Genomic DNA, 22,169 nt, shown 5'->3' with positions numbered 1-22,169 from the left:
GGCTCTCCCCGGCCCGGGCGGTGGTGCGGGTCGCCAGCGTCGGCCGCGGCGCCCGTGGGGTCAGTCGTCGCCATCGAGGGCGCTCTCGAAGCCTGCGTACTGGTCACCGGGGGCGGCGGCGCGGCGGTCGAGCCGTCGCAGCGCGGCTACGAGGACGCCGACCGGCAGAGCGTCCAACTCGGTGAGGTCCAGGTCGGTGAGGTCGATCAGCTCCGAACGGAAGTCGTCCTCTCCGGTGTCCATCCCCGACCACCGCCTGTCTCCGTGTCGCGTCGCGCCCGGTCCGCTCCCCACCGCCGGGCCAGACATTGACCGGTGGCCAGATCCGCTGAGTGTGCTCATGATAACCGTGCGCCGCACTTCGGGCGGACAGCCGGACGGCGGTCAGACCAGGTACGACGGGTCCGCACCGGCACCCGCCGGTCGGCGGCGGCACGCGGAACGTCGCATGTCGATGTATGCTCCACTCTGGTCAGGTGGCCGGATCGGCGACCGACAGGACGGCGGAGCGTCTGATGCCCGGACCCGTTGGCGGCCACCAGCCGTCGCTCGGCGCGACGGTCCGCTCCGCGCCGCCGAGGCGACCGGTCCCCTTTCGACAGTTCGTGGTGAAGCTGCACAGCCGCTGCGATCTGGCCTGCGACTACTGCTACGTCTACACGATGGCCGACCAACGCTGGCGGTCCCGACCCCGGGTGATGTCGGCGGCGACGCTGGCGCGCACCGGGGAGCGGATCGGCGAGCACGCCCACCGGCACGGGCTGGAGGGGGTGAGCATCGTCCTGCACGGCGGCGAGCCGCTGCTGTCCGGGGTGGGCGGCGTCGCACGGGCCGTCGAGCTGCTGCGGCGCGGGGCCGCGCCGGTGCCGGCTCGGGTGAGCGTGCAGACCAACGGCGTCCGGTTGGACGACTCCTTCCTGCGCCTGTTCGACCGGCTCGACGTCGGGGTCAGCGTCAGCCTCGACGGGGACCGCACCGCGCACGACCGGCACCGACGGGGGCCGGACGGGCAGGGCAGCCACGACCGGGTCGAGGCCGCGCTGCACCGGCTCACCGGGTCGTATCGGAGGCTTTTCAACGGGCTGCTCTGCACCGTCGACCTGCGCAACGATCCGCTCACCACCTATCGCAGTCTGCTGGCCCACCAGCCCCCGGTGGTGGACTTCCTGCTGCCCCACGGCACCTGGTCGGCGCCGCCCGCCGGCCGCCCACCCGACCCACTGCACGCCCCGTACGCGGACTGGCTCATCGCCGTCTTCGACGAGTGGCACGCCGACGGCGGGCAGCAGACCCGGGTCCGCCTCTTCGACGAGATCATCCAACTCCTGCTCGGTGGTTCCTCCCGCCTGGCGGGGGTGGGGGTCAGCCCGGTCGCTGTCGCCGTGGTGGAGACCGACGGGGCGATCGAGATGGACGACACCCTCGGCGCCGCCCACGCCGGTGCCGGGCACACCGGCCTGCACGTGGACCGGGACACCTTCGACGCCGCCCTGGACCAGCCCGGCGTCCGGGCGCAGCAGGCCGGGGTGGCCGGGCTCTCCGCCGAGTGCCGCGCCTGCGACCTGCACCGGGTCTGCGGCGGCGGCCTCTACACGCACCGCTGGCGCGCCGGTAGCGGCTTCGACAACCCGTCGGTGTACTGCGCCGACCTGTACCGGCTCATCGGCCACATCCGCCGCACCCTGCGCCGGGACGTGACGGCGCTGCGGAGGGCGGCGCGGTGACGCCGGCCGGGCACCGGCTGCCGCGATCCATCCTCGACGACCTCGCCAAGGGGCAGGGCGGCTCGGCCGCCATCGAGCTGCTGAGGGCCGCACAGCACAGCAAGAACCTGATGCTGATCCGGGCTCTGGTCGTCCTCACCCACCGGGTGGACCATCCGGACCGGGCAGCGGTCGAGGCGGCGTACCGGATGGTGGGTGGGCTGACCCGGGACCAGCGCCGGGCGGCGTGGGGCCATCCGCCGGTGGCCGCCTGGGCCTTCGGCACCGCGTCGCTGCTGCGCCGGGGCGGACGCGCGGCGGCGTACCCCGGTCTGCTCGCGGCGGTGGCCGCGGCCGCGGCGGTGCGGGCCCGCGCGGACGCCGACCTGGACGTGCCGCTCGACCCGGCCACGCCGGGCCGGCTGGACCTGCCCGGCCTCGGCACCCTGCGGGTCGACCCCACGGCGACCCGCGCCCGGGTGCGGTGCGCCGGCGGGCGCGCGGAGGTGCGCTGCGCCGGCGAGCGGATCGAGATCGGGTACGACCACGTGCCCGACCACCGGTGGCGGCCCTTCCCCGAGCTGCGCGCCACCCACGGCGGGCTTTCGCTGCGACTGCTGCTGGACACCGGGACGTGGCGACACGTGCCGATGACGGTCGAGGTCGGCGCCCACCCGATCGCCGGTCCCGTCTCCGACCCGGGACGGTGGCTGCACCGGTTGCGCGGGGCGTGGCGCCTGCTCACCGACGAGCATCGGGCGGTCGCCGAGGAGCTGGCGGCGGCGCTCTGCGCACTGGTGCCGCTCGCCGCGCCACGGGCCGGAGTCCGCAGCGGCACGTTCCACCACGGCTTCGGGTCGGTGGCGATGTCCCTGCCGCCGGATGCCCGTTCCACGGCGGTCACCCTGGCCCACGAGATCCAGCACCTGAAGCTGGCCGCGCTGACGGACCTGTTCCCGCTGGTGGAGCCAGGGCCGGAGGAGTCGTTCTACGCGCCGTGGCGACCCGACCCCCGACCGCTGGACGGCCTTCTGCACGGCGCGTACGCCCACCTGGGGGTGGCCGGCTTCTGGCGCCGGCAGCGGCTGGTGGAGCATGACCGGGCCGCCCGGCACCACGCCGAGGTCGAGTTCGCCCGGTGGACCCGGGCCGCCGGGGAGACCGTCCAGGTGCTGACCGCGCAGCCGCGACTGACCACGGTCGGCCGATGCCTGGTCGACGGCATGGCACCGGTCCTCGACCGCTGGGCCCGGGAACCGGTGACCCCGGACGCGGCGGCCGAGGCCGGGCAGCTGCTCGCCGCGCACCGGGCCCGCTGGGACCGGGAGCGGGCCGGGGCGCGACCAGCGTGACAGCGAGACTCGCCGAGCTCCTCTACGCTGTCGCGCATGGGGGACGGTAACGAGCAACCCACCCGCCGTGAGTGTTTCGTGATCGCTCCGATCGGCCCGGAGGGCTCCGAGATCCGCCGGCGTAGCGACCAGATCCTCAAGCACGTCATCCGCCCGGTGGTCGAAGCGCGGGGGTTCCAGGCGATCCGGGGTGACGAGATCGAACGCGCCGGCCTGATCACCTCGCAGGTGCTCGACCGGATCATCCAGAACGACCTGGTCATCGCCGACCTCACCGACCAGAACGCCAACGTCTTCTACGAGTTGGCCGTGCGGCACGCGCTGCGTAAGCCGTTCGTGCAGCTGATGGCGAAGGACCAGCAACTCCCCTTCGACGTGCAGGGCATGCGCACGATCCTGGTCGACCACACCGACCTGGACAGCGTCCACTCCGCCATGGAACAGCTCGGCCGTGCCATCGACTCGATAACCACGGACGCCGACATCGTCACCCCGATGTCGGTCGCCCTGACCCTGCAGGACCTGCGCGGCTCGTCGAGCCCGCACGAAACCGGCCTGTCGCAGATCATCGAGACGCTGCCGCAGATGATGGACATCCTCCAGGACCTGCAGCGGCACATGGGCACCGGCGGCCCGGTCGAGCCCTCGGAGGCGGACGACCACCGGCGGCTGCGCGGCCTCATCGTGTCGTTGACCGACCGTGGAATGGTCACCGAGCAGGATCTGACCGGCCTGCTCGGCGGGGCCAGCGGCAAGTTCGACAAGTGGGTCCAGCACCTCATCCAGCGCTCGAACGGTGCCGGCTGACCGTTCTGACACCACGGGCGCGCCGACGTCGGGGCGTCAGCGGGCTGACGAACCTCTGTGCACCGGTCAGGCCAGGGTGAGGCGGCCCTCCTGGTCGAAGCGGAGGCGGCCACTGGTCAGGGCGACGTGGAGCCCGTACCGGAGCAGCTTGTCGATTTTGTCGGTACGGCGGCGGTAGCCGAGCCGCTCCAGGCCGGCGCGCAGCAGCCGCTCCTCGTCCATGCTCGGCGCGTGCTGCAGCACGTGCACGAAGGCGTTGGCCACCTCCTCGGGCGGCACCTCCTCGAACGCCCGGTCGTTGCTGGCCTGGGTGACCCGGTACGCGCGGTACGTCTGCGGGTCAGCCCCGTCGGGCCAGGCGTACCGGCTTACGGTCGGGTGCGCGTACAGCCGGCGGGAGTCGACGAGGGCGAGCACGGCGGTGCGGCGGTCCTCACGGGTTCGGAGGAAGCCGAACCGGGCGAGGGCCAGGCGCGCGAGCCGGTGCTGCTCGACAGGTCCCTCCGCCTCGATGATCTCGCGGAGCGCGGTCCGCATCAGACTGCGTACCCGCTGATCGGTGGCGAGCAGGTCGAGGTCCGCCTGGTCGCCGAGCGGCGTCGGGACGTAGGGAACGAACGGGCTCGCCGTGATGGTGCCTGACGCTCTCGCGGGCGCGACCGTCACCGAAGGCGGTGCGGACACGGCGGCGAGTCCGGTGACGGGCGCCAACGACGCGCCCCGGAGGGGCTCCTCGTCCGCGGCGAGGCGCGACTGTGGCAACTCGGCGTCCGGCGCCGGGCGCGGCGGCGACGGCTCGATGTCCGTTGCGGCGCGCGGCTGCGGCAGCTCGATCTCGCCGTGTTGCGCCTCTTCCGGCTCGGGCTCCGGTTCGGCTGTCGCGGGGGCCTCGGCTCGGGTGACCGCCTCGTCGACCTGGTCGAGCAGCGCCGACCGGTCGTGGATCCACGCCGGCAGCCAGAACCGCACCACCTCCGGCCAGCCCATGATCGTACGAAGCAGCGCGGGCGCCGAGTCCCGGTCCGCCACCGTCGGGCGGGCGCTCCAGTCGGGGCCGTCGAGCATGATGGCCACCTGCCACCGCGGCGCCCCTGGCATGCGGACGGCGAGGTCCACGGTGAAGTCGGAGAGGCCGTGTGAGGTGCGGACCTTGTGGCCGCGGTCGCGCAGCGCGGCGGCCACCTCCTCGCGAATCCGACTGCGCCGCTCGGTGCGGTCGGTGGCCAGGTCACCCAGACGGTCCGCACCGGCGGCGGCCATCTCGCAGTACGCGCGCAGGTGCTGCGTGCCCAGAGCGGACGTACGGGACAGGTCGATGTCCGACGGGTCGAAGGACGAATACAGGACGACCTGGCGGCGGGCGCGGGTGATGGCCACGTTGAGCCGCCGCTCGCCCCCTGCTTGGCTGAGCGGGCCGAAGTTCAGTGGGAGCTGGCCGGTCTCCGGGTTGGTGGAGAAGGCCAGGGAGAACAGGACGACGTCCCGCTCGTCGCCCTGCACGTTCTCCAGGTTCTTGACGAAGATCGGCTCCGCGACCGCACCGGAAAGGTGCTCGCGGATGATCGGGTCGACGCTCTCCTCCAGCAGGTTGAGGATGAGGTCTCGCTGCTGGATGTTGAAGGTGACCACGCCGACGGACTGGGTGGCGGTCGTCGGGTCGTGCAACCGCCGGGTGATGTCCGCGAGGATCGCCCTCGCCTCGACCTCGTTGGTCCGTGATCCGCCCCGGTCGTACTGGCCGTCGACGCGCCGCCAGGTGACGCCCGCGGTGCTCGTGGCACCGGGCGACGGGAGGCTGGAGAGTTTGTTGTCGTAGTAGTAGCGGTTCGAGAAGGCGATGAGGGACTCGTCGTGGCTCCGGTAGTGCCAGGACAGCCATCGTTGCGGCAGTCCTGACTCGACGGCCTCGCTGAGGATGCTCTCCAGGTCCTCCGGCACCGGGCCGTTGCCCTCGTCGACCTCGTCCACGGTGTGGCTGGCTTGCATGATGCTGCTCGGCGGCATCTGCCGGGAGTCGCCGACCACCACCACGGCGCTGCCCCGGCCCATCGCGCCGATCGCCTCCGCCACGCGGATCTGCGAGGCCTCGTCGAAGATGACAAGGTCGAAGCGTTGGCTCCCCGGTGCCAGGAAGTTCGCTGCGGACGCGGGGCTGACCAGCACGCACGGGGTCAGTGCCAGCACGGCGTCCGGGTACTGCTCGAACAGTTCACGGAAGGACCTGCCGCCCCGCTTGCGGCGAAGCTCCGCCGCGAAGTCTGCGAAGCGGCCACGCCGGTCGGTCGGGCTGAAGGGGCGGCGACGGACCAGCACCGACGGCAGCTGTGTCGGCAGCGCGGACCGCAGCTCACCGGCGGCCGCCTCGAACTGGCTGATCTCGTCGTCGTGCAGCTCCGGGTCGAAGTACTGCAGGCCGCCGGCTCGTACCCGCTCGGCCAGGGACGCCGTTGCGACTCCCCGCCGGTAGACCTCCTCAGCGAGCTGCCCGGGCACCTCGGCACGCAGCAACTGGTCCCGATAGTCGGTGAGGCCGGCCGAGGCGAGCACGTCGGCGTGGGCCAGGACGGTCGCCCAGCGGCGCAGCGGGAACAGCTCCTCGCTCTGCAACTCGTGCAGCCAGGCCACACCGTCGCGCTGCCAGGCGTCGACCCAGTGCGAACCGGCAGCCCACAGGCTCAGCTCCGGCTCGCTGGAGCGCAACACCCCACGCCAGGCCCGCCACCGCGAGGCGAACCGGTCGAGAAGGGTCGCGCCGACATCGGTGAACCCGCTGTGGAACAGCTCCCAGGCCTGCGGGTGCCGGGCCAGGAGCGTCCGGCCGGCCCGGGTCGCCTCGACCGCCTCGGTCAGCCGCTCCTGCGCGTTGGGGTCCGTGGGCTGCCACTGCGGCAGCCGCAGCCCGCCCACTGCGACAACATGCTGGTGGAGCGCGACCGCCTGCGCCTGGGCGGCCACCAGCCGACCGGTGGCAACCTCCACCCGATCGACGTCGAGCGTCGCACCGGCAACCAGGTGCACCGCCAGCCGATCCACGATGGCCTGCCGGCGCTTGCGCTTGCCGAGCAGCTTCTTCGCCGCCTCCTGGGCCTCACCGTGCCAGGCGGTCAACTCCGGGCGGGCGAACACGTCCGGCCGGAAGGTGGCGAGCTCGCCGGCGAAGCCCTGCCGGAAGGCCGCCAGGTCCGCCTGGAGCCGGGCCATCGCCTCGTCCCACCGTCGGTCGCTGGCGTGCAGGGTGGTCTGCCGGTCCGGCAACATTCCGCGTACGGCGAGCCAGGCGCCCGCCTGCAGCTCGCTCACGGTCTCCGGGGCGGGCAGCGTCCGCAGCAGTTCGACCAGGTGCGGGTGGGTGGCGAGGTCGGCACGGAGACGTTCGAGCTCGGCGGCGATCTCGGTGACGGCGGCGCCGTGCAGCCCGTCGAGGTTGCGGCATCCGCTGAGCGCCCAGGGGTGCGCGGCCCGGATCCGCGCCGAGCGTGCGGCCGCTGGGAATTCCCGCAGGGTTGTCTCGACCCGAGCGCGTGCCTCGGCGGGTGCGTGCAGGTAGGCCACCGGAATGGGGGCGACCGGGCCGTCTCCGTACGCCAGGACCTGCTCGTAGGCCGACCAGAGCGACATCCCGACGGGGTTGGTGGTGTGCACCTGAGCCGGGTACTCGGTCAGTGGGGCGAGCCGGGTCCGGTAGGCGGTCTCGACGGCCGTCCAGGTGCCGTCGCCGCCCTGGTCGTACTGGTCGAGGGCGTCGCGCAGCTGTTGGCGGATGGCGTTGAGGGACTGCTTGCGCCCGTGCAGGTCGAGGGCGAACGGCCCGAGGCCGATCTGCTTGAGGCGGCGCTTCACCACCTCCAGCGCGGCCTGCTTCTCGGCGACGAACAGCACCGACCGGCCGGCGCTGACCGCCCGGGCGATCATGTTGGTGATCGTCTGAGACTTGCCGGTGCCGGGCGGGCCCTCCAGGACGAAGGAGTGGCCGCGCTCGGCGCGCACGATGGCCTGCATCTGCGACCCGTCGGCGGGGATGGGCAGGTGCAGGTCCGCCTCGTCGACAGCGACATCGACGTCGTGCTCGGGGCGAGCCGGGTCGTCGAACGTGGCGCCGGACGACTCGACCAGGTGCCGGACGACCGGGTTCTCCATGAACCGGGGCCAGTGGTCGGTGAGGTCCCGCCACATCTGAAAGGTGGAGAACTGCAGCAGCCGGAGGCTGGCGGTCTCGTCGATGCGGTAGTTGAGCCGGTTGTCGAGCAGGCCGGTGTTGATCGCGGCCAGGGTCTTGGCGATGTCGATGCCGTGCTCGTCGAGGACCGGCTGTTCCAACGCCGGGATCCGGACGCTGTGCTTGACCCGCAGCCACTCGATCAGGCAGTAGTTCGGGCTGGCGACCTCGGTGCCGTCGATGACCATCGCGTAGGGGCGACGGCCGCTGCCGCCCTCGATGCGCACCGGTAGGAGGAACAGCGGCGCGTACGCCTCTCCCCCGGTCGTCTTGGTGTGCACCAGGGTGCCGATGGTCAGGTAGAGGTAGTTGCTGCCGGTCTCCTGCTCCATCGTGCGCGCCTCGCGCTGCAGCGCCCGCATCGCCGTCTTGTAGCGGGCGTCGGTGACCGCGCCGTAGACCCGGCGGTCGGTGCGCAGTTCCCGGGTGAGGATTTCGGCGTCGAGGTCCTGTGCCCGGCGTGCCCCGGCCAGCTCGTGGACGTGGCTGATGTCGTCCTGCGGGATGACCTGCACCTGGCGGCCGTCGTGGATGAGGTCGTCGAGCAGGGCCAGGGCACCCGCCGGCACGTGCAGGTCCAGGCCGCGGCCACGCTTGGGCAGGTTGAGCAGCGGGTTGCGCAGGCTCAGGTCGAGCAGCGACTTCTTCCACTGCTGGACGCGCGCCGGCGAACCGTCGGACTGCTGCGGCACCTCGTCACCGTCGTCGGCGAGCTGTCGCAGCTTCGCGGCGGCGACGCCGGGCGGAAGGTCGAGGGATGCCCCTGCGTCGGCGGTCGATTCCTTGACCAGCGCCGGGGTGACCAATTCGTCGGCTGACGGCAGCGGGCGGATCCCCGAGCGATGGGCCAGGTGTACGTCGACGACGCCCTGCATGCGATCACCGTCGCCGCGGAAGTGGCCGAGCCCGACCCGTACCGCCTCGGTGAAGGTCGCCGACTGCGCGCCCGGCCCGATGCGGGTCAGCTCGACCGGCACCGCCCGACCGGAGTCCACCATCGAGATCAGCAGGTTGCTCTCGGTCACCGCAGCCGAGCCCAGCCGCTCCTCCTCCAGCAGGAAGCCGCCGAAGGCGTGCCCCTCGCTGATGAAGATGAGCGGGTGCAGCCCTGCCGCCTCCAGGCACGCGGCGTAGGTAACCGACAAGTCGAGGCAGTTGCCGAGCCGGCCGTCGAGCACCGCGGCTGTCGTCCGTACCTTCTGGCCGGTGTTCTCGAAGGACGCCGGCAGGGTCTGGTAGGTGATCTCGAGTTGGCGCAGCGCCTCGTACACGGCACCGGCGATCAGCGCCGCCCGCTCCGAACCCTCCTGGTAGCCCTGCAGCGAGCCGGAGCGGGTCCGCGCGAGCAGGATCTGGGCGGCAGCCCGCAGGACCGCCTCCACCGCCCGGGTGTTCGGCTGCACGAAGGCCGCGAGGCTGTCGTACAGGGCGGGGCTGTTGAACCACTCGTTGTGGGCCAACACTCTTGACGGGGCAACCAGCGTCAACGCCTTGTCATCTGCCTCGACTGCCTCGACGATGAGGCGGTAGTCGACCGGGAACGCCTCGTCGGTGCGGTACAGCAGCACGCGGTCGGGCGTGAAGTCCCGGAAGTCGTCCCAGCTCGTGCTCGCCCCCGGACGCAACGGGGCGGTCAGCGTACGCGTCCACGGCTCGGTCAGCGCACCGTCCGGGCCGAGCAACTCCAGCGTCAGCGTCACGTCGTTCAGCGGCACCGCGCCACGGTTGACGAGCGTGAGGTGACGGACCAACGGCACCCGGTTGTGCACCAGGGCGGCGTTGATCGCCGGCTGCACGAGCAGCCCGACGGCGAGCTGGTCGTCGTCGGCGCTGAACTGCGCGAAGACGCTGTCGGACATGGGCGTTTCTCCAGGTGGCGAGGCCAGGAATGGTCAGCCTAGCGGTCACCCGACCGGTGGAGAGGGCCCCGGCCGTGCGCGGCGTCGGACCGACCAGTCGGCGGGCCGCCGGCGGCAGCCAGCCGAGGTCCGCTCCAAACCGATGACGCGCGGCGCAGCTGGCCCCATGCGCAGCTCGTACAGGTATGTCCACGGCCGGAATCGCCGGCTACGGCCCGATAGACGGTTGTAAAGGTCCGCGTCGCCCAGCATGATCGTTCTGTGGCGCGGTGGGCACCGTGTCGCCGGGAGACTCGGGCAGCCCCTTCGGGGTACCGCTGCGGTGACGCAGTGAAGAGGCGACGGGAGGATCTCATGCAAGGGGAGCTGCAACGCCTTGTCGACGCTCTCGCCGTGTACGCGGGCCGCCCGGCGCTGATCGAGGACCGCCGTCAGCGGGTGGTGGTCTACAGCGAGCACACCGGGTTGATGGACGACGTGCGCAAGGCGTCCATCCTGCGCCGGCAGACCACCCCGGAGGTGATGGCGTGGTTCCGGGACGTCGGCATCATGGACGCCCGTACCGCGGTGCGCACGCAGGCGTCGCGAGAGCTCGACCTGCTGCCGCGGGTCTGCGTGCCGATCCGTCACCAGGACCTGCTGCTGGGGTTTGTCTGGTTCATCGACCCGGACGGCACGATGGCCGACGCGGACATCACCGCCACCGGTCTGATGAGCGAGCTGTCGCTGGCGCTGTACCGGGAGAACCTCCTCGGTGAGCTGGCCTCCCAACGGGAGAGCGAGGCGGCGCGGACCCTGCTCTCCGACAGCGAGGCCAGCCGGGACCAGTCGGTGCGGACCCTGCGCGAGGCCGGCCTGATCGCCGGGGACGGGCCGGCCACCGCGCTTGTCGCGCAGCTGGTGCCGTTGCACGGCGAGCTGCCCGACGAGGTGGCCCGGCTGGCGCTGGAGCAGGCGCTGGTCACCACCCGGCGGTGGATCGGCACCCGGGAGGCGCTGCACCTGGTCCGCGACGACCACGGGGTGCTGCTGCTCTGCGGCGAGCGGGGTGCCGGGCGCCCCTCTCCCGAGGTCGTCGCGAAGCTGCTCGACGACAACCTGCGGCAGGCGACCCGCGGGCTCGGCTCGGTGGAGCGCGTCGTGGTCGGGGTCGGGCAGCCGCGGCCCCGGCTGACCGAGGCGATCGCGTCGTACGGGGAGGCGCTGCAGTCGGCCCGGGTGGGCGTGCGGTTGCCGGCGCTCGGCCCGGTGGTGTCGTGGGCGGGGCTGGGCATCTACCGGGTGCTGTCGCGGATGGAGGGTCGGCACCTGGACATCGCCGATGTGCACCCCGGGCTTGAACGGTTGCTGCAGGAGCAGCCGAACCCGGTGTTGCTGCAGACCCTGGAGCGCTATCTGGATCTGGCCGGGAACGCGCACGCCACGGCCGAGCAGCTACGCCTGCACCGCACCACGCTCTACTACCGGCTACAGCGTATCGAGGAGCTGGCCGACACCGACCTGAAGAACGGAAACGAGCGGCTCTGTCTGCACCTGGCGCTGAAGCTGGGCCGGTTGACCGGCGCCTACCGGCCGCAGGAGTGACACCGGTGGGCAGGGCCGCCGCCCCGCCCACCGGGTCCCCGGTTACAGGCCTGCGGCCACGGCCGCCAACCGGCCACCGACGATCGGTAGCTCGATCCGGCTGCGGTCGAAGTGGACGGTGATGTCGGCCCGGTTCTGCTTCGCCCGGCTGCTTTGACGATCTCTCCGCCCTAAAGGGCGGAGTTTCCCTCCACGCTGCGTGTGGAACACGCGGCGTGCGGGCGGATTCCTGCTTCGCGGCGCGGTGCCGGCACGGGTGCCGGTCTTACCTGCGCTCCACAGGCGTTTAGGCTCTCGGCGCGTCCCGCCGCGAGTATGTTGATGGCCGCGTTGACGTCCCGGTCGTGGGTGCTGCCGCACGGGCAGTCCCACGCTCGGACGTTGAGCGTCATCTTGTCGTTGATCCGTCCACAGTCGGAGCACATCCGGGTAGATGGAAAGAACCGGTCCACCCGGGCGAAGGTCCGCCCGTACCGTACAGCCTTGTACTCCAACATTCCCGTGAACGATGCCCAGCCGGCATCGTGCACGGACTTCGCGAGTCTGGTTCGGCCGAGACCGGTCACGCACAGGTCCTCGACGAACACCGCTTGGTTATCGCGGATGATCGCCGTGGACAGTTTGTGCTGCCAGTCCCGCCGCGTGTCGGCCACCCGGGCGTGCGCCCTGGCGACCGTCACGACGGCTTTCTTACGGTTCTGACTGCCCCGCTGCTTGCGCGACAGGTCCTGCTGCAACCGCTTGAGCTTGCGGGCCGCGCGGCGCAGGAACGTCGGCGCAGCCACCTTCGTGCCATCGGACAGGACTGCGAAGTGGGTCAACCCCAGGTCGATGCCGACCTCGGAGTCCACGGGCGGCAATGGTTCGTCGGTGGCCTGCACAACGAACGAGGCGAAGTACCGGCCCGCGGCGTCCCGGATCACCGTGACCGAGGTGGGCTCGGCCGGCAGATCCCGCGACCAGCGCACCTCAACGTCGCCGACCTTCGGCAACCGCAGTCGACCATTGGCGCAGACCTTGAACCGGCTGTTCCTGGTGAACCGGATGGCCTGCCGGTTGTCCTTACGCGACCGGAACCGGGGTGGGGCCACCTTCCGACCTTCACGTTTGCCGGTGACCGAGGCGAAAAAGTTGCGGTACGCGGTGTTCAGGTCCGCGAGGGCCTGCTGCAGCACCACCGACGACACCTCGCCCAGCCACGCCCGTTCAGGTGTGGCCTTAGCCGCAGTGATGACCTGCCTGGACAGTTCCGCGTCGGTGACGTACCGCCGTCCGGCGTCGCGGGCTTCCTGCCGCGCGCGGAGCCCGTCGTTGAACACCACCCGCGCGCACCCGAACGCCCGCGCCAACGAATGCTGCTGAGCAGCCGTCGGGTAGACGCGGTAGTTGTAACGGAGCTGCACAAACACAACGTACCAATGGTTTACGACACAGATCGAAGGCATCCGCACCGGCCGACACTGTGCTTTCGCTCTGCACCGCTCATTTGGTCTTCGTGACTAAGTTCCGGCACGAAGTGTTCGCCGACGCGCACCTCGCCCGGATGGAGGAGATCGTGCGGACGGTGTGCGTCGACTTCGAGACCGAATTGGTCGAATTCAACGGCGAGAACAACCACGTCCACCTGCTCGTGAACGTTCCAACCACAGTCGGCCCTGGCGAAGCTGGTCAACTCCCTCAAGGGCGTGTCCAGCCGACGGATGCGCCAAGAGTTCCCCGACCTACAGCGGCACTACTACCGGGCCAACAAGCTCTGGTCGGGTTCGTACTTCGCAGGCTCCGTCGGCGGAGCACCGCTCACTGTCGTGCGACGGGCCGGCGGTGCGGCAGTTGCCTCGCACCCTAGAAACCGATTCACGGATGGTCATCGGACAGATGCGGGAGGTGATCGTCGTCCGGTCCTACGTCTGTCGCATCTCGACAGGCGTAGGACTGGACTGCGGGTGATTCCAACAGGTGCCCGATGACGCGCCGGCCGCCCGGCCATAGGTTCGCCGCACCACCTCCGCCGGTCGACCCGACCGTCACCCAGGGTCACCGGCGGAGCCCATCGGCGGCATCGGAGACGAGCGCGCCACCGGTTGCCGGGCGACGGGAAGGGCGGGATGTGCAGTTCTCGGGCCCAGCCGTGATCCCGCGGTTCATTGGGCGGTTCCTGGTGCCGGCGGCGTTCGCGGCGCTCTTCGCCGCACCACTGTGGTTCATGGTGGTCGGCTCACTACGACCCGCCGGCCTGCCCCCGCCCCGCACCTTCGAGGTACTCCCACCCGAACCGACCGTGGCCGCGTACGCCCGGCTGCCGGAGCTGATCCCGCTGTTCCGGTATCTGGCCAACTCGGCGCTGGTCGTCGCGGTCGCCGTGCCGCTGACCGTCATCGTCGCCTCACTGACCGGCTTCGGGCTGCGGCTGTTGACGCCGGTGGCCCGCCGCCGGGCGGTCCTGGGCCTGCTGGCGGTGCTCCTGGTGCCGGTCACCGCGGTGTGGGCCACCCGGTTCGAGCTGTTCCGGCTGGCCGGCGTGGTCGACACGTACGTCCCGTTGCTGGCCCCGGCGCTGCTCGCCGGCAGCCCCTTCCTGGTGCTGCTCTACGCGTGGAGCTTCGGCGGCGTGCCGGACACCCAGCTCGGGGCGGCCCGGCTGGAGGGCGCCGGTTGGTTGACGATCTGGCGCCGGGTGGCGCTGCCGCAGGTGCGCCCGGCGACGCTGGCCGTCGGCGTGCTCGCCTTCACGCTGCACTGGTCCAACCTGATCGACCCGCTGCTCTACCTGCAGAGCGGTGACCGCTACACATACCCGCTCGGCCTGCAGTTCCTGCGGCTGCTGAACCCGACGGACTGGCCGCTGCTGATGGCCGCCTGCGTTGTCGCGACAGCGCCGTGCGTGGTGGTGTTCCTGCTCGCTCAGCGAATCCTGCTCAACGACGATCCGCTGGCGGCACTGAGATCTGGAGGTCGTAGATGAGCACGGTCCGCGCTCGACGATGGGTTGCCCTGATCACCGCCGCGCTGCTGCTCGGCTACGCGGCCGGCTGCGGCGCCGGCGACCGCGCGGCCGACCGGCCAGGGATCACGGTCGTGCTCTTCGGCGACGCTGAGGAGATCGCCGGCTACCGCAGCCTGGTCGCCGCCTTCGAGCAGGCCCACCCCGACGTGCCCGTCAACCTCTCCCCCGTCGCCACCCAGGACGATCTGATGGCCCGCCTGACCACCTCGTTCGCTGGCGGGCAGCCACCCGACGTGTTCCTGCTCAACTACCGCCGCTACGGCCAGTTCGCCGCCCAGCAGGCGATCGAACCAGCGCAGGCGTACCTCGACCGCAGCGCGGCGCTGAACGAGAGCGACTTCTCCCCGCGGGCACTGGACGCCTTCCGGTTCGACGGCAAGACGCTGACCTGCCTGCCGCAGAACATGTCCTCCCTGGTCGTCTACTACAACGCCGACCTGTTCGCGGCGGCCGGTGTGCCACTGCCGAAGGCCGGCTGGACCTGGGACGACTTCCTGGCCGCCGGGCGGGCCCTGACCGGCGACGGGAAGTACGGCGTGGGCGTGGAGCCGTCCCTGCCGCGGCTCGCCCCGTTCGTCTGGTCCAACCGGGGTGAGCTGGTCGACCACCCGGACAAGCCGACCACCCTGACCCTCACCGGCGACCCGGCCAGCCGCGCCGCCGTCGACTGGTTCCTCGACCTGCAACTGAAGCACCACGTCGTGCCGCCGGACGCCGAGGAGCAGAGCGAGTCGAGTGAGGCCCGGTTCCTGCGCGGCACGCTCGGCATGTACCTCAACAGCCGGGTCGCCGTGCCGACGCTGCGCACCATCGACGGCTTCACCTGGGACGCGGCGCCGCTGCCGATCGCGCCGGGCGGCGTACCCGCGTCGATCCTGCACAGCGACGCCTACTGCATGAGCGCCGGCCTACCCGACCACGACCAGGCCTGGCGGTTCATCGAGTTCGCGATGGGCGGGCAGGGCCAGCGGATCCTCGCCGGGTCGGGCCGCACGGTGCCGTCCCGGCTCGACGTGGCCAACTCCCCCGACTTCCTCGACCCGCAGCAGCCCCCTCGGTCGTCGCGGGTCTACCTCGACGCCGAGCCGCACCTGCGCGCCACCCCGCGCACCGGCACCTGGTCGCGAGTGGAGCGCGAGGCCGGCGGCCTGCTCGCGGAGGTCTTCTACGGCCGGATCGGACGCGAGGAGGGGCTGCGACAACTGGAGGAGAAGCTCCGGCCGCTCTTTACGCTCACGGTAGGCGCCGGTGGCTGAGCAGGGCGTGATCCGACTCGAATCGCTGACCAAGTCGTACGGGAAGGTCGTCGCCCTCGACGGCGTCGACCTGGCGGTGCGCGCCGGCGAGATGGTCACCCTGGTCGGCCCGTCCGGCTCCGGCAAGTCGACGATCCTGCGGCTGATCGCCGGCCTGGACCGGCCGGACCATGGCCGGGTCGTCGTCGACGGGCAGGACGTGGCCCAGGTGCCACCGCACCGCCGCGCGGTGGCAATGGTCTTCCAGGACTACGCGCTCTACCCCCACCTCACCGTCCGCGGCAACCTGCTGTTCGGGCTGCGGGTCCGCCGCGTCCGGCGCGCGGAGGCCGACGAGCGCGCCCGGGCGGCGGCCGACCGGCTCGGCATCGCCGATCTGCTCGACCGCTACCCCGACGAGACCTCCGGCGGGCAGCGCCAGCGCATCGCCCTCGCCCGCGCGCTGCTGCGCGAGCCGACCGTCTACCTGCTCGACGAGCCGCTGGCCAGCCTGGACGCGCCGCTGCGCTTCGCCACCCGCGCCGACCTGCTCACCCTGCACCGCGAACTGGGCACCACCACCATCCACGTCACCCACGACCAGGCCGAGGCGATGACGCTCGGCGACCGGGTCGTCGTCCTCGACCACGGTCGGGTCCGCCAGATTGGCCCGCCGCAGCAGGTCTACGACGAACCTGCGGACACCTTCGTGGCCGGCTTCCTGGGCAGCCCGCCGATGAACCTGGTACGCGGCGGCGGGGTGCTGGGCGGCGGCACCGACCTGACCCTCGGCGTACGCCCGGAGGATCTGAGCCTCGACCCCGACGGACCGGTGGCGGCGACCGTCGAGGCGGTGGAGGCGCTCGGCAGCGAGGCCATCGTGCTGACCCGCTGCGACGACGGCACGCGGCTGACCGTCCGCACCGGCCCCCGGCCCGGCGTATGGCCGGGCGACCAGGTACGACTGCGCGCCGACCCGGGCCGGATCCACCGCTTCGACGCCGACACCGGGCGACGCCGGTGAGCACCGGCCGGGTCAGCCGGCCGCTGACCGCGTGGGCGTTCCTCGCGCCGTACGCGGTGGCGGTCGCGCTGCTGATCGCGCTGCCCGCACTGCTCAACCTCGGCTACGCGTTCACCGACCACACCGGACTGACCCGGGACCCGCAGTTCGTCGGCTTGGACAACGCGCGCCGCCTGCTCGCCGACGGCTTCCTCGCCGACAGCATCCGGGCCTCCGCGATCCACCTGGCGCTTGCCGTACCGCTGCGGCTGCTGGCCGCCATCGGGCTCGGGCTGCTGTTGGCCGCGCCCCGCCCTGGCGGCCGCTGGTTCCGGGTCGCGATCTACCTGCCGACCGTCGTACCCGACGTGGCCCTGGCGGTGCTCTTCCTGTGGGTGCTCAACCCGCTCTACGGCCCGCTCAACCAACTGCTCGGGCTCTTCGGCCACCCGGGCATGAACTGGCTCGCCGAGCCCGGCTCCGCACGGGTGGCGGTGGCGCTGATGCTCGCGTTCCCGATCGGTGAGGGATTCATCGTCGTGCTCGCCGCCCGACGGATGCTCGACGGACGGCTGTACGAGGCGGCAGCGCTGGAGGGCTGCGGCCCGTTCGGCCAGCTGCGCCGGCTCACGCTGCCGCTGCTCGCGCCGGTGCTGGTGCTGCTCGCCGTCCGCGACACGATCCTCACCCTGCAGGTCAACTTCGTGCCGGCGTACGTCCTCACCGACGGCCGGCCCGCCAACGCCACCCTCTACCTGCCGGTCTACATCTTCGACCAGGTCTTCGAGTTCTCCGGCTTCGCCTACGGGGCGATGATCACGAGCGTCCTCATGGTGGTCACCGGGGTCATCATCACCGCGCTGCTGCTGATGGTGCGACGCTGGCGGGTGCTGCGCTGAGCGTGACATCCTGCTGCGGTGAGACTCCGGATGTTCGCCGTCGTCGTCACGGTTCCGCTGCTCGTCGCCTGCGGCGGCACGGACGCCGGGCAGCCCACCGACCGGGGGCCGGGAATGCTCGCGAACCTGCCCAGCTGCGACCGGGTGCCGCTGGACGCCGACGCCGAGGTTGACAGCCAGGTCACCGGCCTGCTCCTGCCGGAAGGCGCGCGGGTCACCTCGGTGGTCGAGCAGGGCGCCCTGACCACAGTCGCGGCCACCATCCGGATGACCCCGCTGGACGTCCGCGCCCACTACGAGAGCCGTGGCGACATCGACCTGCTGCGCGCCGAGGATGAGGTGTTCGAGGCCGAGGTGCTGATGCGGGCGCAGGAACGACGGACGTATCTGCGGGCCACCGCGCTCTGCGCGGACGGAACGACGCTGACCGCGGTGGTCGGGCCGGACTCGGAAGAGGCCGGCCTACCCGAGTTCCAGAGCAACTGACCATCGAACCGAGCTGGTGCACGCCCACCCGAACTGGGCGTCCCGTGCACGTCGGCGCGATCGGGCCCGCTCGCTCTCGACAGGTGTCCTAATCAGACCGGTCGAATCGCAACACGTGCTGGGTGACGTAGCCCACTCCACTGTCTAGCGTGCGCACTGTAGACCACTTTCCGGTCGCCATGGCGCGTGGACAGGGAGACTGCATGAGACTCACGCTCGTCCGAAGGTACCGCGGCCTCGCGATGACAACGAGCCTGGGGCTGGTCATCGCGCTCGCGCTGACCGCCTCGTCCGCACCCCGGCCGGTCCAGGAGTCGCTGGCCACCAACTCGCCCACCGGTCCGATGGAAATCCCCGACGAGTGGATGACCGCCCAGCGGATGAGCGACGGCAGCCGGGACCTCTCGGTGGCCAAGTACGCGAAGGCTCGTGGCGAGGCCCACGATCTCAACCTGCGCACCCGCCTTCTCTACCGCCACCTGGCGCAACGGGAATGGAACTTCTTCGGTCCCAGCAACATCGGCGGCCGGGTCGTGGACATCGCCGTCGACCCGCAGGTCCCCGACCAGATCTTCATCGCCGCCGCCTCCGGCGGCGTCTGGAAGTCCGACGACGCCGGCGCCACGTTCGAGACGGCCTGGCCGGACGACGGGACGCAGAGCATGGGCGCGGTCGCGATGACCAGCGACGGCGTCCTCTTCGCCGGCACCGGCGAGGCCCAGCCGGGTGGCGGCTCGATCACCTTCGGCGGCGACGGCATCTACCGCTCGAAGGACCGAGGCAGGACGTGGCGGCACGTCGGCCTGAAGGACAGCCACGCCATCGGCCGCTTCGCCATCGACCCGAGCAACGAGGACCGGATCTTCGCCGCCGCCAGCGGCAACCTCTTCGTACCGGGTGGTCAGCGCGGCGTCTACCTCTCGGAGAACGGCGGGAACAGCTGGACGCAGGTGCTCGCGCCGCCGAACGCCACCACCGGCGCCACCGAGGTCGTCATCGACCCGAGCAACCCGCGCCGGATGTACGCGGCGATGTGGGACCACCTGCGCGAACCACATCAGCGCACCTACGGCGGGCTCGGCTCCAGCCTCTGGCGCTCCGACGACGCCGGCCGCACCTGGTCGCGGATGACCAACGGCCTGCCCACCGACGCCGACCAGGGCCGCTGGGGCATCGCGGTCGCCCCGGACAACCCCCAGCGGCTGTACGCGTACGTCGGCACCGCACTCGGCCCGTTCCGCGCCTTCTACCGCTCCGACGACGGCGGCGACAGCTGGACGCAGACCCCGGTCACCGCCGGCCAGGCATCCCAGTCCACGTTCAGCTGGTGGTTCGGCAAGCTCTTCGTCGACCCCGGCAACTCCGATCACGTCTTCCTCACCGGGGTCAACCTGATGCGCTCGACCAACGGCGCGCAGAGCTTCTCGTCGGTAAGCGGCGTGCACGCCGACCAGCACGCGATGCGCTGGGACCCGAAGGTGCCCGGGCGGGTCTACCTGGGCAACGACGGCGGCCTCTACCGATCCGAGGCGAACGGCGCGAGCGGCTGGGTCAAGGCGACGTACGAGCCCTACACCCAGTTCTACACGGTGGACGTGGCGCAGACCGATCCGGTGCTGAAGGTCGGTGGCGCGCAGGACAACGGCTGCAACCGCGGCTACAACGGCGTCGGTGGCCCATGGAACGCCATCGGCTGCGGTGACGGCCTCCAGGTGGTCATCCACCCGGATTCCCCGAACATCGTCTTCGGGTGCAGCCAGTACGGCTCCTGCTACCGGTCGGAGAACTCCGGCGGCACCCCCCGCCAGAACATCGGCACCGGCCAGACGACCTCGCAGCGGCGCAACTGGCTGACGCCCCTGCAGTTCGACCCGAGCGACCCGAACGTCATGTACTACGCCGGGAACATCCTCAACCGCTCGACGGACAACGGCCGCACCTGGACGCCGATCAGCCCGGACCTCACCGGCGGCGGCCCCAACGACCCGAACGGCTACCCGTGGGGCACGATCACCACCGTCGCCGCCGCGCCCACCGACGGCAACAAGCTCTACGTCGGCACCGACGACGGGAGGCTGTGGTGGACCGACGACCTCGGGCAGAACTGGCAGCAGGTCGACCCGGGGCAACTGCCCGGAACCTGGGTCACCCGGGTGGTGGTGAACCCCGCCGACAAGAACATCGCCTACGCCACCTTCTCCGCCTTCCGGTCCGGTAGCGACCGGTCGCACGTGATGATGACCCGCGACGGCGGCCGTACCTGGAGCAACATCGGCCGGGGTCTGCCGGACGCGCCAGTGAACTCCGTCGTCCCGACCGCCGACGGCCTGCTGCTGGTCGGCACCGACGTCGGGGTGTTCATGTCGGCGTGGAACGGCGGCGAGTGGGCGGCGCTGGGCACCAACCTGCCGCAGGCGGCCGTGATGTACCTGCGCTACCACGAGGGGAGCCGGCAGCTCACCGCGGCGACCTTCGGGCGGGGCGTCTACGACCTCGCCGTGCCCCGCTGCCCGGCAGCGTCGACCAAGCTGCCGCTCAAGCAGACCGGTGTCGGCGTGATCGGCGTGCTCGCCTCCTGCCGAGCGGGCTGATCAACCGGTGAATCGTCGCGTCTGACGCGGCTCGCAGGCCACCTCCCGGAAAGGGAGGTGGCCTGCCCGTTGAGGCGCAACGCATTCGACACCGAAGCCCTTCGGCTGGTCGGCCAGACCGGTTCGGTACGCCGTGTCACGGCCAGCGCCGCCCTGCCTGCCACCAGGCCGACAGAGCCGTCCGGGCGTCCGCCCGGCCGGACTGACTCGCACGCCTGTTGCGCCTTCTGCCAGGTAGCGTCGACGACCCCTTCGGGCGGTCCCACCCCACGGCCGGGATCGCCGGACATGTTCGGGCTCCAAACGGCCGCGCGGTCGGGCTGGCTCAGACATTCCTGGTACGCCGCGAAGCCATTCTGGCCCTGGCCGTCACCGCCTCCGGTAGCCGTGGCGTCCGACCCGCCGCAGGCGCCCATCATCAGCACGGTCGAGGCGGCGGTCAGTACGGCCGCCACCAGGCGACCCCTTCCGACCGAGGGTTGACGGTGGTCAGCCGGCCCGTTGCGAGCCGGCTTCTCCGTGGCTAGTGCTCAGCGCCGGCGCTTGTTCAGACTCGGCAGGCCGCCGGACACGGTCCGCACGCTGCCGTCCGGGTTGCTCCGGCCGGGCTTTTGTTGGGCCTCTGTCACCCGCCGCCCGGCCAGGTCGGAGGCACTCAGGTTGACGGTGACCCGGTCTGACCGCCGCCAGCTCTGTAGGTGAGCCAGAGCTAGCTGGCTGTCGGCGATGCCGGTCAGCGCACGAATCGCCGGCATGGCCCTGGTCGCGTCCGCGAGCAGGAGATGAGCGACGTCGGCTGGGCTCAGATTGCGCGGTGAGGCGTTGCCCGCCGGAACGAGGGACCCGTGGATTTCCCCATTCTCAAGCCACAGCCACACCGGCCGCTTGCCATCGCCGGCCCGCATCACCGGAGTTGTCGACGGGGTGGCCGGTCTGGGCGACGGCGTGGACGAGGCCGGCTTGGCCGAGAGATGGGCTTTCAGTGCGGCCGGCGGCTGCACTCGTCGCCGCCACTGTGCAGGGACGTCGACAGTCGGGCGGGGCGAGGCCGCGCCCGACGACGTCCCCGCGCCGGGTTGCGGCGGCTCGGTCGGGACCGCTTGCCGTTCCCCCACGAACCAGCCGGCGAATTCCCACTGCTCCGGCGTGAACCTGACCGGGATGACCTCGGTCAGGTGTGGTGCCGACGGGTCCTGAACAGTGAGTTGCGCGCGTCGCTTCGCATGGTCGGCTGCGGTGAGTGACCCGATATCGAGGATCGCGGCCAGCGGTATCCGCCTGACGTAGGCCTTCGGCCACGGCAGCAACCGCCAACGCCGGAGGGCAAGGTGTTCCTCCTCGAACCAGGCGTCCCAACGCTGAGCGACCATCCCCGTCACCTCCCGTGCTGCGCACGTTAGCGGCCTGATGATCACGACTGCACTCGGCTC

At 71.4% G+C, this 22,169-nt stretch carries 14 protein-coding genes and 1 pseudogene; 11 read left to right on the top strand and 4 right to left on the bottom strand.

All coding sequences use genetic code 11. From position 1 onward, the window contains the following. Positions 1–60 precede the first annotated feature (60 nt). A complete protein-coding gene (fxsA, locus tag OG990_RS07815; protein ID WP_328415758.1) occupies positions 61–243 on the bottom strand; it encodes an FxSxx-COOH cyclophane-containing RiPP peptide in 183 nt (60 codons plus the stop codon). Between the two features lie 272 nt (positions 244–515). Between fxsA and OG990_RS07810 the strand changes: the two genes are divergently transcribed. The 3 genes from OG990_RS07810 to OG990_RS07800 are packed head-to-tail and all read left to right on the top strand — an operon-like array spanning position 516 to position 3,862. Continuing rightward, entirely contained in the window at positions 516–1,724 is a 1,209-nt protein-coding gene (locus tag OG990_RS07810) for an FxsB family cyclophane-forming radical SAM/SPASM peptide maturase (RefSeq protein ID WP_406079567.1), read from the top strand. Then, positions 1,721–3,055: an HEXXH motif domain-containing protein gene (locus OG990_RS07805; RefSeq protein WP_406079566.1), complete on the top strand. Its 1,335-nt coding sequence runs from the start codon at positions 1,721–1,723 to the stop codon at positions 3,053–3,055. Before OG990_RS07810 ends, OG990_RS07805 begins: the two co-directional genes overlap by 4 nt. Before the next feature lie 36 nt (positions 3,056–3,091). Continuing rightward, positions 3,092–3,862, top strand: a complete 771-nt coding sequence (locus tag OG990_RS07800; RefSeq protein ID WP_406079565.1) for a hypothetical protein — start codon at positions 3,092–3,094, stop codon at positions 3,860–3,862. Between the two features lie 66 nt (positions 3,863–3,928). On the opposite strand, the gene OG990_RS07795 is transcribed toward OG990_RS07800, so the two are convergent. After that, positions 3,929–9,937: a DUF4011 domain-containing protein gene (locus OG990_RS07795; RefSeq protein WP_406079564.1), complete on the bottom strand. Its 6,009-nt coding sequence runs from the start codon at positions 9,935–9,937 to the stop codon at positions 3,929–3,931. A 354-nt stretch (positions 9,938–10,291) separates the two neighbouring features. Here OG990_RS07795 and OG990_RS07790 point away from each other — a divergent pair, with 354 nt between their 5' ends. Beyond that, positions 10,292–11,521 carry a PucR family transcriptional regulator gene (locus OG990_RS07790; protein ID WP_406079563.1) on the top strand — a complete coding sequence of 410 codons (1,230 nt, stop codon included), beginning with the start codon at positions 10,292–10,294 and terminating at the stop codon, positions 11,519–11,521. 170 nt (positions 11,522–11,691) lie between these two features. On the opposite strand, the gene OG990_RS07785 is transcribed toward OG990_RS07790, so the two are convergent. Then, positions 11,692–12,966, bottom strand: a complete 1,275-nt coding sequence (locus OG990_RS07785) for an RNA-guided endonuclease InsQ/TnpB family protein (protein ID WP_406081691.1) — start codon at positions 12,964–12,966, stop codon at positions 11,692–11,694. Between OG990_RS07785 and tnpA the strand changes: the two are divergent. The 7 genes and pseudogenes from tnpA to OG990_RS07750 all read left to right on the top strand — a co-directional run. Next, positions 12,956–13,335 (top strand): annotated as a pseudogene (tnpA, locus tag OG990_RS07780) (IS200/IS605 family transposase); the annotation flags it as partial. The gene OG990_RS07785 and the pseudogene tnpA overlap by 11 nt on opposite strands. A 314-nt stretch (positions 13,336–13,649) precedes the next feature. After that, positions 13,650–14,483 (top strand): carbohydrate ABC transporter permease, encoded by an 834-nt coding sequence (locus OG990_RS07775; protein ID WP_406079562.1) that lies wholly within the window; start codon positions 13,650–13,652, stop codon positions 14,481–14,483. After that, positions 14,480–15,781, top strand: a complete 1,302-nt coding sequence (locus OG990_RS07770; protein ID WP_406079561.1) for an ABC transporter substrate-binding protein — start codon at positions 14,480–14,482, stop codon at positions 15,779–15,781. The genes OG990_RS07775 and OG990_RS07770 overlap by 4 nt, the downstream gene beginning before the upstream one ends. After that, positions 15,774–16,784, top strand: coding sequence for an ABC transporter ATP-binding protein (locus OG990_RS07765; RefSeq protein ID WP_406079560.1), 1,011 nt, complete (start codon positions 15,774–15,776; stop codon positions 16,782–16,784). The genes OG990_RS07770 and OG990_RS07765 overlap by 8 nt, the downstream gene beginning before the upstream one ends. Further along, positions 16,781–17,662 (top strand): carbohydrate ABC transporter permease, encoded by an 882-nt coding sequence (locus OG990_RS07760; protein WP_406079559.1) that lies wholly within the window; start codon positions 16,781–16,783, stop codon positions 17,660–17,662. The genes OG990_RS07765 and OG990_RS07760 overlap by 4 nt, the downstream gene beginning before the upstream one ends. Positions 17,663–17,680: 18 nt before the next feature. Beyond that, the gene (locus OG990_RS07755; protein WP_406079558.1) at positions 17,681–18,148 is read left to right on the top strand and encodes a hypothetical protein; all 468 of its coding nucleotides are present in this window, start codon (positions 17,681–17,683) and stop codon (positions 18,146–18,148) included. Between the two features lie 242 nt (positions 18,149–18,390). Continuing rightward, the gene (locus OG990_RS07750; RefSeq protein WP_406079557.1) at positions 18,391–20,739 is read left to right on the top strand and encodes a WD40/YVTN/BNR-like repeat-containing protein; all 2,349 of its coding nucleotides are present in this window, start codon (positions 18,391–18,393) and stop codon (positions 20,737–20,739) included. 530 nt (positions 20,740–21,269) lie between these two features. On the opposite strand, the gene OG990_RS07745 is transcribed toward OG990_RS07750, so the two are convergent. Beyond that, positions 21,270–22,109: a hypothetical protein gene (locus OG990_RS07745; protein ID WP_406079556.1), complete on the bottom strand. Its 840-nt coding sequence runs from the start codon at positions 22,107–22,109 to the stop codon at positions 21,270–21,272. Positions 22,110–22,169: the final 60 nt, after the last annotated feature.

Origin of the sequence: Micromonospora sp. NBC_00858 (genome assembly GCF_045207365.1) — a bacterium.
Taxonomy (GTDB): domain Bacteria; phylum Actinomycetota; class Actinomycetes; order Mycobacteriales; family Micromonosporaceae; genus Micromonospora.
The sequence above is the reverse complement of the archived record's forward strand: the minus strand, read 5'-3'. Positions and strand labels throughout refer to the sequence as shown.